Source organism: Candidatus Pelagibacter communis (assembly GCF_012932795.1).
In the GTDB taxonomy this organism is placed as follows: Bacteria; Pseudomonadota; Alphaproteobacteria; order Pelagibacterales; family Pelagibacteraceae; genus Pelagibacter; species Pelagibacter ubique_S.
Window position 1 is genome coordinate 662,612 of record NZ_LANA01000001.1, and the last position, 17,345, is coordinate 679,956.

The 17,345-nt window shown below is 29.2% G+C and carries 14 protein-coding genes, 2 tRNA genes and 1 other RNA gene; 11 read left to right on the top strand and 6 right to left on the bottom strand.

The window, feature by feature from the left end:
- Position 1: 1 nt before the first annotated feature.
- Positions 2–946: a thioredoxin-disulfide reductase gene (trxB, locus tag VP91_RS03530; protein WP_169036054.1), complete on the bottom strand. Its 945-nt coding sequence runs from the start codon at positions 944–946 to the stop codon at positions 2–4.
- 21 nt (positions 947–967) lie between these two features.
- On the opposite strand from trxB, the gene VP91_RS03535 reads away from it, so the two are divergent.
- From VP91_RS03535 to VP91_RS03545, 3 genes are all read left to right on the top strand, one after another.
- Entirely contained in the window at positions 968–1,921 is a 954-nt protein-coding gene (locus tag VP91_RS03535; protein ID WP_169036055.1) for a mitochondrial fission ELM1 family protein, read from the top strand.
- The gene (locus VP91_RS03540) at positions 1,908–2,570 is read left to right on the top strand and encodes a hypothetical protein (RefSeq protein ID WP_169036056.1); all 663 of its coding nucleotides are present in this window, start codon (positions 1,908–1,910) and stop codon (positions 2,568–2,570) included. The genes VP91_RS03535 and VP91_RS03540 overlap by 14 nt, the downstream gene beginning before the upstream one ends.
- A 177-nt stretch (positions 2,571–2,747) precedes the next feature.
- On the top strand, positions 2,748–3,803 hold the full coding sequence (locus VP91_RS03545; protein WP_169036057.1) for a D-alanine--D-alanine ligase: 1,056 nt from the start codon (positions 2,748–2,750) through the stop codon (positions 3,801–3,803).
- Positions 3,804–3,966: 163 nt separating this feature from the next.
- On the opposite strand, the gene VP91_RS03550 is transcribed toward VP91_RS03545, so the two are convergent.
- The 3 genes from VP91_RS03550 to carA form a co-directional block, all read right to left on the bottom strand.
- Positions 3,967–4,212, bottom strand: a complete 246-nt coding sequence (locus tag VP91_RS03550) for a hypothetical protein (RefSeq protein ID WP_169036058.1) — start codon at positions 4,210–4,212, stop codon at positions 3,967–3,969.
- Positions 4,213–4,336: 124 nt separating this feature from the next.
- Positions 4,337–7,564, bottom strand: coding sequence for a carbamoyl-phosphate synthase large subunit (carB, locus tag VP91_RS03555; protein WP_169036059.1), 3,228 nt, complete (start codon positions 7,562–7,564; stop codon positions 4,337–4,339).
- Positions 7,542–8,735 carry a glutamine-hydrolyzing carbamoyl-phosphate synthase small subunit gene (gene carA, locus VP91_RS03560; protein ID WP_169036060.1) on the bottom strand — a complete coding sequence of 398 codons (1,194 nt, stop codon included), beginning with the start codon at positions 8,733–8,735 and terminating at the stop codon, positions 7,542–7,544. The genes carB and carA overlap by 23 nt, the downstream gene beginning before the upstream one ends.
- A gap of 126 nt (positions 8,736–8,861) precedes the next feature.
- On the opposite strand from carA, the gene VP91_RS03565 reads away from it, so the two are divergent.
- From VP91_RS03565 to VP91_RS03590, 6 genes are all read left to right on the top strand, one after another.
- Positions 8,862–9,323, top strand: a complete 462-nt coding sequence (locus VP91_RS03565; RefSeq protein ID WP_169036061.1) for a GatB/YqeY domain-containing protein — start codon at positions 8,862–8,864, stop codon at positions 9,321–9,323.
- Positions 9,323–11,098, top strand: coding sequence for a DNA primase (gene dnaG, locus VP91_RS03570; protein WP_169036062.1), 1,776 nt, complete (start codon positions 9,323–9,325; stop codon positions 11,096–11,098). The genes VP91_RS03565 and dnaG overlap by 1 nt, the downstream gene beginning before the upstream one ends.
- 66 nt (positions 11,099–11,164) lie before the next feature.
- The gene (rpoD, locus tag VP91_RS03575; protein ID WP_169036063.1) at positions 11,165–13,006 is read left to right on the top strand and encodes an RNA polymerase sigma factor RpoD; all 1,842 of its coding nucleotides are present in this window, start codon (positions 11,165–11,167) and stop codon (positions 13,004–13,006) included.
- 168 nt (positions 13,007–13,174) lie between these two features.
- On the top strand, positions 13,175–14,479 hold the full coding sequence (locus tag VP91_RS03580; RefSeq protein ID WP_169036064.1) for an O-antigen polymerase: 1,305 nt from the start codon (positions 13,175–13,177) through the stop codon (positions 14,477–14,479).
- Positions 14,480–14,502: 23 nt separating this feature from the next.
- A tRNA-Val gene (locus tag VP91_RS03585) sits at positions 14,503–14,577 on the top strand.
- A 64-nt stretch (positions 14,578–14,641) separates the two neighbouring features.
- A tRNA-Ile gene (locus VP91_RS03590) sits at positions 14,642–14,718 on the top strand.
- A 20-nt stretch (positions 14,719–14,738) separates the two neighbouring features.
- Here VP91_RS03590 and VP91_RS03595 read toward each other — a convergent pair.
- Together VP91_RS03595 and VP91_RS03600 are read right to left on the bottom strand one after the other, a co-directional pair.
- On the bottom strand, positions 14,739–15,335 hold the full coding sequence (locus tag VP91_RS03595) for an MlaC/ttg2D family ABC transporter substrate-binding protein (RefSeq protein ID WP_169036065.1): 597 nt from the start codon (positions 15,333–15,335) through the stop codon (positions 14,739–14,741).
- Between the two features lie 11 nt (positions 15,336–15,346).
- Positions 15,347–16,129 carry an MlaA family lipoprotein gene (locus VP91_RS03600; protein ID WP_169036066.1) on the bottom strand — a complete coding sequence of 261 codons (783 nt, stop codon included), beginning with the start codon at positions 16,127–16,129 and terminating at the stop codon, positions 15,347–15,349.
- A gap of 69 nt (positions 16,130–16,198) precedes the next feature.
- Here VP91_RS03600 and VP91_RS03605 point away from each other — a divergent pair, with 69 nt between their 5' ends.
- Positions 16,199–16,942 (top strand): N-acetylmuramoyl-L-alanine amidase, encoded by a 744-nt coding sequence (locus VP91_RS03605; protein ID WP_169036067.1) that lies wholly within the window; start codon positions 16,199–16,201, stop codon positions 16,940–16,942.
- A 42-nt stretch (positions 16,943–16,984) separates the two neighbouring features.
- Positions 16,985–17,338, top strand: an RNA gene (gene rnpB, locus VP91_RS03610) — RNase P RNA component class A.
- Positions 17,339–17,345: the final 7 nt, after the last annotated feature.

Consider the following 17,345-nt stretch of genomic DNA (forward strand, 5'->3'; position numbering starts at 1 on the left):
ATTAGTGAGATAGGTATTTTTCAGCTTCAAGGGCAGCCATACAACCCATTCCAGCAGCAGTTACTGCTTGTCTAAAAGTTTTGTCTTTAACATCACCTGCAGCATAAACACCAGGAATATTAGTTTCTGTAGAATCTGGCTTGGTAATTAAATAACCTTCTTTATCCATATCTAATTGTTCTTTAAATAAAGCTGTTGCTGGATCGTGACCAATTGCAATAAACAGACCATCTAATTTTAATTCATCAATCTTATTAGTCTTAAGGTTTTTAATTTTAATACCTGTAACATTTTTAGGTTCACCATCACCAATGACTTCTTCTACAGCACTATCCCAAATAATTTCAATTTTTTTATTTTCCATTAATTTTTTCTGAAGCATTTTTTCTGCTCTCAAAGAATCTCTTCTATGGATTAGTTTTACTTTTGATGCGAATTTTGTAAGAAACATTGCTTCTTCAACGGCAGCATTTCCACCACCAACAACTGCTACAACCTTTTCTTTAAAGAAAAAACCATCACATGTTGCACATGCTGAAACACCAAAGCCTCTATAAGCTTGTTCTGATTCTAAATTTAACCATCTTGCTTGAGCACCTGTAGAAATTATAATACTATCTGCGGTATATTTTTGCCCACTATCACCAACTGCTTCAAAGGGTGTAGATTTCAAATTTACTGATGAGATATGGTCTTCAATCATTTCTGTTCCAACTGCTTTAGCCTGGTCTTTCATTTGATCCATTAACCACGGACCTTGAATTACATCAGAAAAGCCTGGATAATTTTCTACGTCAGTTGTTGTAGTTAATTGTCCACCAGGCTCAGAACCATATACCAATACAGGGTTAAGCATTGCCCTTGCTGCATAAACTGCAGCTGTGTATCCGGCAGGACCAGAACCTATTATTAACACTTTTGTGTGTTTTGTTGGATTATCACTCATACAAAAGTTATATAAGGATAAATGACAAAATTAAAAGGGATATTATTAACTCAGGGCATGCATGGCATGATTAGTCAAGTAGAGGGGTTAGCGAAGGCTTTAGATTTAGATTTTATACACGAGAAGATTGAACTTAATAATTTTTGGAAATTATTTCCACCGAAGATAACACCTGTTCAAGATTTTGTTTTCAAAAATAAAATTAATAACCAGTTTGATGTTATTATTTCTTGTGGAAGAAAAAGTGTAATTCCATCAATTTATTTAAAAAAAAAATTTAAGAATAAAATTATAAATATTCACATTCAAGAACCTAAAGTATCATTAGACAATTTTGATTTTGTGGTTGTGCCTGAACACGATGGTTTAAAAGGTAGTAATGTATTAACAAGTAAAGGAGCAGTACATTATTTAACAAATAGTGAATTAGATGAAAATGAAAATTATTTAAAGTCTAGAATTAGCACTGAAAAGAAAATCGTTACTTTAATATTAGGAGGGCCAACCAGATATTATGATTATAACAATCAAGTCATAGAGGGTATTTTTTCGAAAATTGAGCAAAATTTTTTAAATAATAACTATCAATTAATAGTCGTTCCTTCCATGAGAACTCCCCAAAATATAATTGAAAAAGCTAAGAGCTATTTTGATAAAGATCAGATTGTGATTCCAGATGTTGATAAAAAAGCTTATCTTTCTTCATTAAAGATATCAGACCATATTGTTGTTACATGCGACTCTACTTCAATGATTTCAGAAGCTGCAATTACTGGAAAACCAATTTATGTAGCCCAAATGCCTGCAATAAAAAATAATCAAAGGTTTAAAAGTTTTTTTAATTTATTTGTGTCTTTAAATATAATAAAAGAATTAAATAATTCTCTAGAAAACTGGACTTATACTAAATTAAATGAAACTAACAAAATAGCTGAGCAAATAAGAGAAAAAATAAAGCATCATGACTTTTCTTAATTCAATTTTAAATAACTCTAAGGAACACAACAACCCGTTTAAACATTGGGAGTATAATGATGCTTTAACTAAGGGGTCAATAGAAGAAATTATTAAAGCTGACATACCAGATGTCAGTAAGAATGATTTAACCTATGATGGCACAAGAGCAATTGACGGTGGTGCAGCAGAATTCAGAGAAGGTATTGCATCTGGAGGACAAGCAATTAAATTTAGATGCTTTGTTACAAAAGAAAATGCAGATGAATTTCCAAATTTAGTTAAATTTATTAATGAGTTACAATCCAAAAAAACACATGAAGCTATCTCTAAGATGATTAATAAAGATTTATCTAATTCATACGTAAGAGTTGAGGTTATTTGTGATAGAGAAGGTTTTTGGCTAAAACCCCACTGTGATATTAAAGAAAAATTATTATCAGGTTTAATATTTATTAATAATGCAAACGAGTCTGAGAGTTTAGGTACTGATTTTTATAATGAAAAATTAGAAAAAGTTAAGACAGTTCCTTATAAAAATAACTATGGTTATCTATTCTCAAGTGGACCAAATACTTGGCATGGTATGGAAAAAAAAGAGATTATTAAAGAAAGACGTTGTTTACAGGTAAATTATGTAACTTTTCCTACAGATTGGAAAGTCGAGTAGTATTAAATTTAAAGAGACTTGTATCTATAACCACCGATAGGGCGTACACTTAATCTTTTTAGATATTGCCAGATAATTTTACACTTCATTAATTAGGCAACAATTTTTTAGAAAACAACTTTATTAGAAGAGTGCATCATTCATGTTTTTTTGTGTGGGTTATGTCTTGGATTTATTATGATTATAAAAGATATAGCTAAACAAGGAATTCCAGAAATAGGTAATATTTTACCTTTAAAAAAAGATAATATTATTCCAATAAAAATTAGTAAGACTATAGAAATAGTCGTAGTCCCTAATTTGGGAGAGGTAAATTCGCATCAAGATAACGTTGGAATTATTCTAGAAGAAAAAAATGTTCTAAGGATTTTATCTAAACGATATAAAAATGTTTTAATTACTGAAATTAATTCTGAAGAGGACCTTGAAGCGTTAGTTAAAAGAAAGCCTGATTTAGTATTCTCTGGTGTTAAGTACTTCTTTTTTAATAACAGGAAAATATGGCTAAATGATTATTTAGAAATGTTTGAAATTCTATATATCGCCTCAAGTAAAGCAGCTCTTGATAATGAAAGTGATAAAAATAGAGCAAAGAAGATTATGCAAAAAAATAATATTAGAACTGCAGACTTTTTTATAACAAATCCTGGTGAATATTTAACTGAAAGTTCAATACCAATAAAATTTCCTCTTTTTATAAAACCAGTAACAGGTGGAGACAGTAGAGGGGTAGACAGAAATTCAATTGTATTTAATTTTGAAGATTTTACCTCAAAAGTATTAGATATTAAGACAAAACAAAACTCACCTTCTTTAGTTGAAACATATTTAGCGGGAAAAGAATATAGTGTTGGTATTTTTGAAGATAGCATTGATGGAACTTTAAGAGCTATGCCAATTGAAATTATTGTAAAAAAAAACGTAGACGGCCATTGTATTCTTGATTTTAATGTTAAAAAAAATGATGAAGAGAGTGTAATTCTTGTTTCTGATATTGTAGTTTTTGATAAACTTTCAAAACTTGCAAAAGATTCGTTCAAAGCCTTAGGTGGAAAATCTTTAGGTAGAATAGATATTAAAATGGACCACATAGGGGTTCCTCATTTTATAGAAGCAAATTTAATGCCTGGTCTTCGAAAAGGTTATTTTTATAGATCGTGTGTATTAAACCTTGATATGAGTTATGAGGAAATGATTTTTAGCATAGCGAACACGGGTTTATCTTCACATTAAATTATATTTATCTGATCGGCTGTAGAAATTTTTCCATCATTTAAGATCTCACATCTAATTCCACCTTTTCTTAAAAATTATTAAAGAAAGAAGATGTATTCAGGTAAATTATGTTACATTCAAAATAGATTGGAAAGTTTTGTAATTAAACCAACGCTCTTTTTTAAAATAGATTGGAATATAAGCCCATCAAAATTAAAGACCCAAGCATAAAGCAAATTCCAATCACAGTTTTTAATTGATCGTCATTTGATCCATCGTTAAGTTCCCAAATATTTTGATTGTCTATTTTATTTAGTTCACTTTTATTAAAATTTTTTTCTTTCGTGAGATTTATCACTTCCGCATTAAACAAAACATCTTGTTTATTTAAAGCATTTTCTATGTTTTTATGTATCTCCGAGCTCATTAAATATTTTTTTATTAAGCTAAACTACTAATCAATTTGGGATAAATAAAATAATATTTTTTTTATTTGAAAATACTTTCAACTTATAGATGTAAGAATATTATCAACTTCAAATTGTAAAATACTAATTTATATCTTGTAAAGACGTAACTTCTATCTTTTTTGTCTTAAGTGATTTAATTGCTTGTAAGCATGCTTGTGCCGTAGACATGTTGGTACAATAAGGAACTTTGTTTTTAAGGGTTGCTCTTCTAAGGGCAATTGCATCATTTAATCTATGTTCACTATTTCCTCCACCCGTATTAATAACAAGTGCAATTTTTTTAGAATCTAGAACATCTACAATGTGAGGAGAGCCACTACTTACTTTATTAATAATTCTGCATTTAATTTTATGCTTTCTAAAATATTTTGCAGTTCCTCTGGTTGCACACAAAGTGAAATTTAATTTAATCAATTCTTTTGCAAGATCAATTCCCTCATCTTTATGAGAATCTTTTAATGATACGAATGCCAATCCTTGTTTTGGCAATGAATTTGCAGCACCAATTTGACTTTTAGCAAATGCCATACCAAAATCTTTATCAAATCCCATTACTTCACCTGTTGATTTCATTTCAGGTCCTAAAAGTAAATCACTGTTTGGAAATTTATTGAAAGGAAATACTGCTTCTTTAACAGCATACATACCTTTAGATTTATCTTTTAAATTAAACTTAGATAATTTTTCTCCAGCCATAACTCTTGATGCAATTTTAGCAAGAGGAAGTCCTTTTGCTTTAGATACAAATGGTACTGTTCTACTAGCTCTTGGGTTAACCTCAATTACATAAATCTCATCTTTTTTAATTGCAAATTGTATATTCATGAACCCTTTAACTTTTAAGGCTAAAGCTAATTTTTTAGTTTGATTTTCAATTTCTTTAATCAAATATGGTTTAATTGATATTGGAGGTAAGCTACAGGCAGAGTCACCAGAGTGAATTCCAGCCTCCTCAATGTGTTGCATGATACCTGCAATATGTACTTGTTTTCCATCAGATATAGCATCAACATCAACTTCCATTGCGTGATCAATAAACTTATCGATTAAAATTGGGTTTTCTTCTGCAGCTTTAAAGGCTTCTTCAACAAAGTTTTTAAGCTGACTTTTTTTATGAACAATTTCCATCGCTCTTCCACCTAACACATAAGAAGGTCTAACCATTAATGGTAGACCAATTCTTTCTGCTATTTGGATAGCTTGTTTAAATGTTTTTGCAATCCCACTTTCAGCTTGCTTTAATTTTAATTTATTAAGAAGATTTCTAAATAAATTTCTGTCTTCTGCTAAATCAATAGATGCGTACTGTGTTCCTAAAATTGGAAGTTTGTTATCGTGTAAAAATTTAGCAAGTTTAATAGGAGTTTGACCACCAAATTGAGCAATGATACCAACCAGGTTTCCTTTTTCTTTTTCTTTTTGAATTATATTGAAGACATACTCTTCTTTTAATGGCTCAAAATATAATCGATCACTTGTATCGTAATCAGTTGAAACTGTTTCTGGATTACAGTTAATCATGATGGTTTCAAAACCTACGTCTTTCAATGCAAAACTAGCCTGACAACAGCAATAATCAAACTCTATCCCTTGTCCTATTCTATTAGGTCCACCACCTAATATTATGATTTTTTTTTTAGTTGATGGATCAGCTTCACATTCTGAATTAATTGAGAAATTTCGCTGATATGTTGAGTACATATAAGGAGTGAAAGATTTAAATTCAGCGGCACAAGTATCAACCTTTTTAAATACAGGTAATATTTTAAGTGCTGTTCTTTTTCGTCTCACAACATCCTCAGAAGTTTTTGTTAGTTCCGATAGTTTTTTATCAGAAAAACCAATTGATTTTATTCGGTTAAACTCGTTATAGTCTTTTGGAAGGCCTTTGTTTTTAATCTTATTTTCGTTATCTACAATTTCTTTGATTTGCTCTAAAAACCACGGATCAATTTTAGATAAAGTAAAAATTCTCTTAAGATTGATCTTTTTTCTAATTGCTTCTGCAACAAGTAGAATTTTATTTGGAACACTTTCTTTAAGTTTTTTTTCAATTTGTTTTTTATTTAAATCAAATATTCTATCTAATCCTGAAAATCCTGTTTCAAGTGACACCAAAGCCTTTTGAAGTGACTCTTTAAAGTTTCTACCAATAGCCATTGCTTCACCAACTGATTTCATCGATGTACCTAATGTTGCAGGTGAAGTTGAAAACTTTTCAAATGTAAATCTTGGAATTTTTGTTACCACATAGTCAATACTAGGTTCAAATGATGCAGGAGTTACTTTCGTAATTTCATTTTTTAATTCATCTAATGTGTAACCAACTGCAAGTTTTGCAGCAACTTTTGCTATTGGAAAACCAGTTGCTTTTGATGCAAGTGCTGATGAACGTGAAACCCTTGGATTCATTTCAATTACAACCATTCGTCCATTTTTTGGATTGATTGCAAATTGAACATTTGATCCACCTGTTTCAACACCAATTTTTCTAAGGCATGCAATTGATGCATTTCTCATTACTTGGTATTCTTTATCAGTCAAAGTAAGAGCGGGGGCAACAGTAACTGAGTCTCCTGTATGTATTCCCATTGGATCAATATTTTCAATTGAACAGATTATGATGCAGTTGTCTTTTTTATCTCTTACAACTTCCATCTCAAACTCTTTCCAGCCCTCTAAGCATTCTTCAACTAATACTTGGCTCACAGGAGATTCGTGTAATCCACTTTTAACAATTTTTAGATACTCCTTTTCATTTTTAGCAATTCCACCACCAAGACCCCCAAGAGTAAATGCGGGCCTAATGATTGCAGGTAATCCAATTTTTTTTAAAACTTTAGATGATTGATTAATGTTATTAACGATTTCAGATTTGGGTAAATCTAAACCAATATCAATCATATTTTTTCTGAATTTCTTTCTATCTTCTGCGTTAGAAATAGCTTTAGAATTTGCACCAATTAGTTCTATTTTATATTTTTTTAAAATTCCTTTTTTCTCAGCTTCCATTGCAAGGTTAAGAGCAGTTTGACCACCCATGGTTGGAAGAATTGCATCTGGCTTTTCTTTTTTAAGAATTTTTTCTAGAAACTCTAGAGTAATAGGTTCTATATAGGTTTTATCTGCAACATCAGGATCAGTCATTATTGTTGCAGGATTTGAGTTAATTAATATAACTTTATATCCTTCATCCCTTAAGGCTTTACATGCTTGGGTTCCTGAATAATCAAATTCACAAGCTTGACCAATAATAATTGGACCAGCTCCGACAACTAAAATTTTTTTAAGATCTTTTCTTTTTGACATTTTTTTTTATATTGTTAATAAATTCTTGAAATAAATAAACACTGTCTTGAGGTCCAGGATTTGACTCTGGGTGGTATTGAACTGAAAATACTGGTTTATTTTTTAATTTTATACCTTCGATACTATTATCAAATAGAGATTTATGAGTAACTTCAATATTTCTTGGTAAATTTTCTTTGATAACTTCAAAGCCATGATTTTGACTAGTGATCTCCACTTTGTCGTGGATTAAATTTTTAACAGGATGGTTTGCACCTCTATGACCTAGTTTCATTTTTTTTGTTTTAGCACCTAGTGCTAATGCAAGTATTTGATGACCTAAACAAATACCAAATATTGGTAAATTTTTTTTGATTAAATCTTTAATTATCTTAATTGCATATTTTCCAGTTGCAGCTGGATCTCCAGGGCCATTTGATAAAAATATACCACTTGGTTTAAGAGCCAAGATCTTTTCAGCAGATGTTTTGCAGGAAACAACAGTTACTCTGCAATTCAAGTTAGAAAAATATCTTAAAATATTTTTCTTAATTCCATAATCAATCGCAACTACATGAAATAAATTTTTATTATTTTTTTTATAACCTATTTCTTTTTTCCAAGTTTTAAAACCTTTCCATACATAATTTTTTAGTGTTGTTACTTTTTCTGCAAGATCAAGATTTTTTAATCCATGCCACTTAATTGTTGAGTTTGTTAATTTGCTGATATTGAATTTTCCAGCTTTAGAATATGCAACAGTTCCCTTTGGGGCACCTTTATCTCTGATGAAATTAGTTAAACTTCTGGTGTCTAGCCCTGTAATTCCAACTATTTTATTTTTTTTTAACCAAGCATCGAGATGAAGAAAGGATCTATAATTTGATGGAGACGTTATTTCTGAATTAAACACTACACCTTTAGTCCATATTTTATCTGATTCTAGATCTTCTTTGTTAGTTCCAACATTGCCAACATGAGGAAAGGTAAAGTTTATAATTTGCCCAGCATAAGATGGATCGGATATAATTTCCTGGTATCCAGTTAAAGAAGTATTAAAGCAAACTTCACCAGTAGCACTTCCTTGGTAACCAATGCCAATCCCTTTGAAAACCTTCTTGTTTTCAAGAACTAGAACGCCTGTATATATTTGTGAATTTTTTGAGTTAGTTTTTTTTGGTTTTTTGATCAATTACAACTCATGAGTTAAAGGTTAATACAATAATTGCGTTATTATCGCAACAGAGATGTATTATAAAATTGTAAAAAAACAATTTTTCTTTTGAAGAATTTTTTCTTTGAAGTAGATTAAAAAATTATGGCATTAAAACAATCTATCGAAACTGAATATAAAAACGCTTTAAAAGCTAAAGATAAAACCAAAATATCAACCTATAGGTTAATATTATCATCTATTAAAGATTTGGATATCGTTAATAGGTCTGGTCCTAACAAAAAAGATACAGACGATAACGATGTTAAAAAACTTATAAAAAAAATGATTAAGCAAAGAGCCGAATCGATAGATATTTATAAAAAGAATAATAGATCAGATCTTTTAGAGGTTGAGCAAAATGAATATGATATTTTAACAGGTTTTTTACCTAAACAGCTTGGTGAACAAGAAACTAAAAAAATATGCACAGAGGTAATCTCAAAAATTGGAGCAAGTTCAGTTAAGGATATGGGCAAAGTAATGGGTGAATTAAAAAAACTACATTCTGATGAAATTGATTTTGCAAAAGCAGGCCCCATAATTAAAGAATTATTAAATAGTTAATGAAATACCCAAAAGAGTATCTTGATGAAATTAAAACAAGGTTAAAAGTTTCAACAGTTGTATCAAAATCTGTTGCTTTAAAAAAAAGAGGTAAAGAGTACGTTGGCCTGTCCCCATTTAAAACTGAGAAAACTCCATCTTTTACTGTTAATGATGAGAAGGAATTTTATCATTGTTTTGCAACATCTGAGCATGGCAATATTTTTGATTTTATTATGAAAACTCAAAATTTAAAATTTGGCGAAGCTGTAAAATCTTTAGCTAACTTGGCTGGTATGAAACCATATACATTTTCAAAACAAGACGAAGAAAGAGAAAAAAAATTGAAAGAATACTTATCTATCTATAGTCAGTATGTTGACTTCTATCACGACGAACTATTGAAAAACAAAACCAATTCTAATGCTAGAGATTATTTAAAAAATAGATCTTTAGGCAAAGAAGAAGTTAAAAAATTTAAGATAGGTTATATCAAAAAAAACCCAAATTTTTTTGATAAATTAAAAGATGAATTTAGTGAACAAGCATTAGTAGAAAGTGGTTTATTTTATTTAGATGAAAAAAAAAAGATTTATTTAGAGAGGTTTCGAAGTCGATTAATTTTTCCAATTAATAACATTTCAGGTCAACCAATTGCACTAGGTGGCAGAATAATTGAAAAATTAGATTATTTAGCAAAATATATAAACTCACCAGAGACTGCTTTTTTTAAAAAAGGTTCAAATTTATATAATCTAGATTTAGCTAGAAAATTATCTAATAAAATTGATCATGTATATCTTGTTGAAGGCTATATGGATGTTGTTGGATTAAGTAAGAATGGAATTGAAAACGTGGTTGCAAATTTAGGAACTTCTTTAACTGATAGACAGATTTCAATTCTTAACCAATTTTTTAATGACATAATTGTTTCTTTTGACGGAGATGAAAGTGGATATAAAGCAGCACTCAGAGCAGCTGAAAATTCAATTAAAGAATTACAACCTGAAAAACAAATTTCATTTATTTTTTTACCAGATGGAGAGGATCCAGACAGTTATGTAAATAAGAATGGTAAAGCAAATTTTATTGATTTTACAAAACAAGCAAAGATTTCAATACATCAATTTATATTTAATCACTATAAGCAACAAACAGAAAATAATCCTTCATCAATGGCAATTTTTGAAAAAAAATTGAGATCTATTGCTGCAACTATAAAAGATGATTTCATTAAAAAATATGTACTTGAGTTTTTTTTAGAAAAAATTTCATTATTGACACCACATAGCAATGTAGGAAAAAAAAATTTTTATACTAAAAAAATTAAATCATTACAATCTACCCAAAAATACTTTAATGAAAGTAAGTTGATAAGCGGTGTAGAGCTCAAAGAGTTTTCATTACTTTATTTAATAATGAATAATTTAAGTATATTTCAAGAAAATATTCACATGATTGAAAATATTAAATTATTCAGTGATGATAATAAATTAATTTTTGAAACACTTATAACAAAACTAAAAAGTAGTGAAAAATTTACTCTTCAAGAAATCCCAATTGACCCACAACTAACTGAAAAAATTTTTAAGTTTGCTTCAATTAAACATATTTTAAGTGGTCATCAAAATGATCAAGATAAGATGTTTGAGTTATTAGAGGAAGTTTCTAGAGATCTCAAAAACTATGATTTAGAATTTAGAATTGAAGAACTTGAATCAAAATTTTCTAAAGATTTGAGCGAAAGCACCTTTAATGAAATAAGGGAGCTAAAAAAACAAAAAAACATCAATTAAAGCTTAAAAAAAATACATGGATTTTTCTAAAATTGCGCTTATATAAGTCTTCTCAAATATACTATTGTGGAAAGAATAATTACAAAATCATTTGCTAGATTAATGGGTAGAGGCACTCATAGAGGCTTTATAACCTTTGAGGAACTAAACAAATCTTTAGGAAAAAGAAACCTTTCTAACGAAAATCTTGAACAGGCTTTTATACATATATTGGATGAAAATGTTTGCCTTGTAGAAAAAAAATCAGATTTTAAAATTGTAAGAAAAAAAGAAGGTACATCCAAAGAAGATGGAAAAACAATCGAAAAGAGCGATGACCCTATCAGAATGTATCTCAGAGAAATGGGTGGTGTTGAACTTTTATCCCGTGAAGGAGAAATTGCAATTGCAAAAAGAATAGAAGCTGGAAAAGATGTAATGCTCATAGCATTAGCTCAAAGTCCTATCACAGCTCAACAGTTTTTCGATTGGGATACAAAACTTCAAACAGATGAAATTTTAGTAAGAGAAATTATTGATATTGATACTAATTATATGGAAGACGAAAACACTGGACCAAGTGCAAAACAAAGAAATTCTGGAGAAATAGACAAGGAAAAAAATGAAGAGACCACAAGCAATGGGGATGATGCTGATGATGAATTTAATCCTACGCTTGCTGCAATGGAAAGTGAAATTAAACCTAAGATTTTAAAAACTGTAAATACACTTACTAAAGAATATAATAAATTAATTAAATATCAAAAAGAAAAACTGAATTGTACTTTAAATGCAGTAAGCTTTTCGAGTGCAAAGGAAAAAGGATATCAAAAAATTATAGAAGATATCTTAGAAAATATAAAATCACTTCAACTGTCTCCATCTGTATTAGAGGAATTAGTACAAAAACATTATATTGAAAATAAAAAAATTGTATCTCTAGAAGGAAATCTTTTAAGATTAGCAATGGATCAAAAAATACCAAGAAATGAATTTATTAAATTCTACATAGGAAATGAAATAAACCCAAATCTCCAAAAGTTTCTTGATACAAATCCAATGTGGAAAAAATTTTTTATAAAAAATAAAGAAGAATTTAAAAATATTAGAGAAAGGCTGGTAGATATAAGTCATAAACTTGAAATGTCAGTTACTGATTTTAAAAAATTAGTTAGCAGAGTTCAAAAAGGAGAAAAAGAATCAAGAATTGCAAAAAAAGAAATGGTTGAAGCAAACTTAAGATTAGTTATTTCAATTGCAAAAAAATACACAAATAGAGGACTTCAATTTTTAGACTTAATCCAAGAGGGAAATATCGGCCTTATGAAAGCGGTAGATAAATTTGAATACAGAAGGGGCTATAAATTTTCAACATATGCTACTTGGTGGATAAGACAGGCTATTACTAGATCTATTGCTGACCAAGCAAGAACAATAAGAATTCCAGTTCACATGATTGAAACAATTAATAAAATTGTAAGAACCCAAAGATTAATTTTAAGTGAGTTTGGAAGAGAAGCAACGCCAGAAGAGCTGGCCAAAAAACTTAGAATGCCTTTAGACAAAGTTAGAAAAGTTCTAAAAATTTCTAAAGAACCTGTTTCTTTAGAAAAACCAGTTGGAGATGAAGAAGATAGTAGTTTAGGAGATTTTATAGAAGACACAAAAGCCTTAGCGCCCCTAGAACAAGCAATTAAATCTAATTTAAGTGAAGCAACTACAAAAATCTTATCGACTCTCACACCAAGAGAAGAGAGAGTTTTAAGAATGAGGTTTGGCGTTGGTATGAATACAGATCATACATTAGAGGAGGTAGGATTGCAGTTTTCAGTCACAAGAGAAAGAATAAGACAGATTGAAGCTAAAGCTCTAAGAAAATTAAAACATCCAAGTAGATCTAAACAGCTTAAAAGTTTCCTAGAAAGTTAAATGTAAAAAAATGATCAGTTTCGCCCTAACGAGACGAATGACCCAATTAATTGTTCTACAGAGAATTGAGTTATTAGGATCTTTTTCTAAAAAAGTAAAGATAGTAAAAACTGATGATAAAACAATTCATAAATCAAAAAGAATAATTTGTAGTGATTTTATAATATAATGAATCAATATGTTGAGAAATATTTTTTAATACTGTTTTCTGTTATTCCAATTTCTATAATTGCTGGGTCTTCAGTCTCAATAATAAACATATTATTAATAGTGATATCTTTTTTATCATTAATGTTTTACCAAAAAAATTGGGACTGGTTGTTTCATCCAGTTATTAAATTACTTTTCTTGCTATATTTATATTTAATTTTGAATTCATTTATATCATTAGAACCTAGTGTTGGAATTTATAGAAACCTTGGCTTTATAAGGTTTATTTTCTTATTTGCTGCTTTCAATTATTTTCTATCAAACTCAAAAAATTTTAAATTTATTTTTTTCGTATGGTTTATGATTATAGCGATAGTTTTTTTTGATGTACTTATAGAAGTATATTCGGGAAGCAATATATTGGGATATAAAACTTTTATTGGGGATAGAGTTGTCAGTTTTTTTAAAGATGAGCCTATTGTAGGTGGGTATGTAAATTCTTTTTATTTAATGGTTATAGGATTTTTATTCTGTAACAGTAAAAAATATTTTTTTTTAAAAAATAATTATTTTGCAATTTTATTTTCTTTTATTTTTTTATCACTAATAATATTAACAGGTGAAAGATCTAATGGTATCAAAGCACTTTTTGGTTTTTTAATTTTTTACCTATTTTATTTCAATTTTATAAATAATAAAAAAAAAATATTTTCTTTTTTCATATTATTTATTTTATTTTTTACATATCTCTCGCAAAATAAGAACTTACAGTATAGATATTTTAAACAAATTGACTCCAATCTAAAAGAAGTTTTTCTTGGAAGAGGTTCTGTTCCTTTGGCATTACAAAATGTAGAATTAAAATTTAAGTTTGAAGCATTAATCAAAAGTAATATATATCTAGGTTTGTATAAGTCAGGTTATAAAGTTTTTAAAAATTACCCAATTTTTGGCGTTGGTAATAAAAATTACAGAATTGAAAGTTGTAATCAGAAGAATCTAGAGTACAAATATTTATGCGCCACACATCCTCATCAAGTTTATTTTGAGTTTTTAGCAGAGCATGGGTTGATAGGTACAATCGTGCTTTTGTCTATAATCATTTACTTGATTTTTAGAAATATCAAAATTTTTATCCTTGATAAGAATTTTCTTCAGATTGGATCATTCTCTTATTTGATTTGTTTATTTATACCTTTTTTACCAAGTGGATCCTTTTTTAATGATTATAATTTGACCTTATTTTGGATTAATTTTTCAATTTTATATGCATCTAATCCAAAAACTAATATTATTAAAAATTTAAATTACAATGTTAAGTAAGCATATTTGATTAGATACATTTAGGGCCGTTAGCTCAATAGTAGAGTACTGCATTGACATTGCAGGGGTAGTTGGAGCGTAACCAACACGGCCCACCATCACTAACATTTTGGCTATACTAGACATCTCTCAAATAATAATATAATTAAAGTTTAACTTTAAGGGCCTGTAGCTCAGTTGGTTAGAGCAGTACACTCATAATGTATTGGTCCCAGGTTCGAGTCCTGGCGGGCCCACCAAAAATTATTTATATAAATGATTATTTAGCAAAATCTTCTAAGCTAGAAAAAAGAGCTCTAATATCTCCGTCATTATTTTGGATGATGGATGAAAATTCTTCTTTTTGAGTCCTTGCAAGACTCAAACCTTCAATAATCAGATCTCTGATTAAGGGGTTTTCTTTATTTTTGGTATAAATTCTCCAATCTATTTTAACCTCTGGTCTTTGTTCTGTCGAAATTAAAACGCTAGAAACCATTGTATAATTTTCATTTAATTTTTTTTTTGATTTAACTTCTATCTCTGGGTTCGAATATTCAGCCAATCTACTAGCAAAGCTTTTTAAAAAATAATTTCTAAAAAGAAGAGTGTATTCTTTCTTTTCGTCCTCACTGATATTTTTTCTGTAGGATCCCAAGGTATATAAACCAATCCCGTTGATATCAACAGTTTCAGTTGCAATTTTTTTAAGTTTATCAATTTTTTCTTGTTTTGTAGAGTCACTACTTAGAACTGTTGAAGCTCTATTCACTGTTGATTGAACAAATATATCTGGTTCGATCGAATAGGAAATATTGATATTGAGTATATTAATTAAAATTAAAGTTATTAATGATAAAAACTTTTTTGATAGCATTTAGTTATGATTTATTGAGTCTCTACTTCTTCCCAATCACTATCATTTTGGGTTTCAGTTGTTTTATTCGAATTAGAAATTTTTCTTTGTCTATCTTGTAAATATAAACTTCTAATTGATGCATAGAAATCCATAGAATTTTTTTCTAGATTTTCTAATGAGTCTATGTTTTTTGCTCTAAAGTTTACTCCTTGAAATCCTCTAGATCCCCAATAATCAACTTCAGAAAAATGATGAGTATCTTTTTTTGCAGTTATATTATACCAAGGGTCTCCACCAAGCATATTTGCAAATGATCCAATAGTATCTCTAGCTGTTGATGGTCCTAAAACTGGAATAACTAAATAACAACCCTCTGCAATACCTATAGCACCAAGTGACTGTCCATAGTCTTCTTTTTCATACTCAGTTAACCCCATGTGTTCTGCTACATCAAATAATCCTAATAATCCTATAGTTGAATTGACAACTAATCTAGCTGTATTTTCTCCAGCTTTTTTAAATTGACCTTGTAAAATATTATTGGGAATAGTGACTAGATTTGAAATATTATCAAGAACATTACTTGTTCCCATCCTAATTGGAGAAGGTAAGGTCCTATAAGCCTTTGAAACTGGTTCGAAAATAACATCATCTAAAGCCATATTAAATTTAAATGTTGCTCTATTTATTTTTTCGAAACAATCTTTTACATCTTCAGGTTTTTTAGATAGACTATTTTCACCATCTGTGTCAGCATTTGCATTTGTTGCTAACATTAAACTTAATAAAGATATTATTAAAATTTTTTTCATTATTTGATAACTATATATTATATATATTGTGAAAGTAAATCGAGAATTAGCCTAAAATAGGATAGAAAAATGGCCATAAAAACCTTATTAAACTATTCACCAAACTTTAACCCTGAAAAAAGATTATCTAGTCAAATCAAATTTATTATTTTTCATTACACAGGTATGAAAAGTGAGTCGGGTGCCCTAAATAGACTTACAAATATACAATCTAGGGTTAGTAGTCATTATATGATTAAAAATAATGGAGAAACTGTGAGAATGGTTCCTGACCTATACATAGCTTGGCACGCAGGTAAATCTTCATGGAAAAATTACAAAAATTTAAATCAAAGTTCTATTGGAATTGAAATTACAAACCCTGGACACCAGTTTGGTTATAAAAGATTTAAAAAAAAACAAATCGCTTCTCTCTTGAAGTTAAGTAAATTTTTAATAAAAAAATATAAAATTAGTTCTAAGAATATTTTAGGGCACGCAGACATAGCTCCTGAAAGAAAAAATGATCCAGGAGAAAAATTTCCATGGGAGTATTTATTTAAAAATAAAATAGGAATATGGCACTCATTAGAGAAAAAAAATTTGATAAAAAATAGAAAAATTAAAATTAAAAAGACAGAAGAAAGATCTTTTTTTAAAAACTTATTTGCAATTGGATACTCAAAAAAACACCAAACAAGCATGAATAAAGCTAAATATTTAAGAAGGTTAGTAAAAAACTTTCAAAGAAGGTTTAGGCAGGAGCTGATAAACAGTAAAATTGATAGAGAATGCTTGCTTATCAGCGAAGATCTTATTAAAAAATATGATTAAATTTTTCTTGAAGTTATTTATTTAAGTAATAAATTACAAATGCTAGATGAACGACTTGTCGCTTTAATTTTTAAAGAGGAAAGTCCGGGCTCCGCAAAGACACAGTGCCAGATAATACCTGGCAGGGGAAACCCTAGGGATAGTGCCACAGAAAATATACCGCCATAACATGGCAAGGGTGAAAAGGTGTGGTAAGAGCACACCGGTTCTATTGGTAACAATGAACGCTGGAAAACCCCACTGGGAGCAAGACTAAGTAGAGATGACACAGTTGCAAAACAAAAAGCCGTCTTTGGCTAGTCATCAGGGTTAGTTGCTTGAGCTTAAGAGTGATTTTAAGCCTAGAGAAATGATAAGTTTTAACGACAGAACCCGGCTTATAGTTTGTCTAGCAAACTTATCC

Coding starts and splice junctions, on each gene's coding strand:
- VP91_RS03535 (WP_169036055.1), top strand. CDS start 968: ATGACAAAATTAAAAGGGATATTATTAACTCAGGGCATGCATGGCATG.
- VP91_RS03565 (WP_169036061.1), top strand. CDS start 8,862: ATGGCATTAAAACAATCTATCGAAACTGAATATAAAAACGCTTTAAAA.
- VP91_RS03595 (WP_169036065.1), bottom strand. CDS start 15,335: ATGCTATCAAAAAAGTTTTTATCATTAATAACTTTAATTTTAATTAAT.
- trxB (WP_169036054.1), bottom strand. CDS start 946: ATGAGTGATAATCCAACAAAACACACAAAAGTGTTAATAATAGGTTCT.
- carB (WP_169036059.1), bottom strand. CDS start 7,564: ATGTCAAAAAGAAAAGATCTTAAAAAAATTTTAGTTGTCGGAGCTGGT.
- VP91_RS03580 (WP_169036064.1), top strand. CDS start 13,175: ATGAATCAATATGTTGAGAAATATTTTTTAATACTGTTTTCTGTTATT.
- VP91_RS03605 (WP_169036067.1), top strand. CDS start 16,199: ATGGCCATAAAAACCTTATTAAACTATTCACCAAACTTTAACCCTGAA.
- VP91_RS03550 (WP_169036058.1), bottom strand. CDS start 4,212: ATGAGCTCGGAGATACATAAAAACATAGAAAATGCTTTAAATAAACAA.
- VP91_RS03540 (WP_169036056.1), top strand. CDS start 1,908: ATGACTTTTCTTAATTCAATTTTAAATAACTCTAAGGAACACAACAAC.
- dnaG (WP_169036062.1), top strand. CDS start 9,323: ATGAAATACCCAAAAGAGTATCTTGATGAAATTAAAACAAGGTTAAAA.
- VP91_RS03545 (WP_169036057.1), top strand. CDS start 2,748: ATGATTATAAAAGATATAGCTAAACAAGGAATTCCAGAAATAGGTAAT.
- VP91_RS03600 (WP_169036066.1), bottom strand. CDS start 16,129: ATGAAAAAAATTTTAATAATATCTTTATTAAGTTTAATGTTAGCAACA.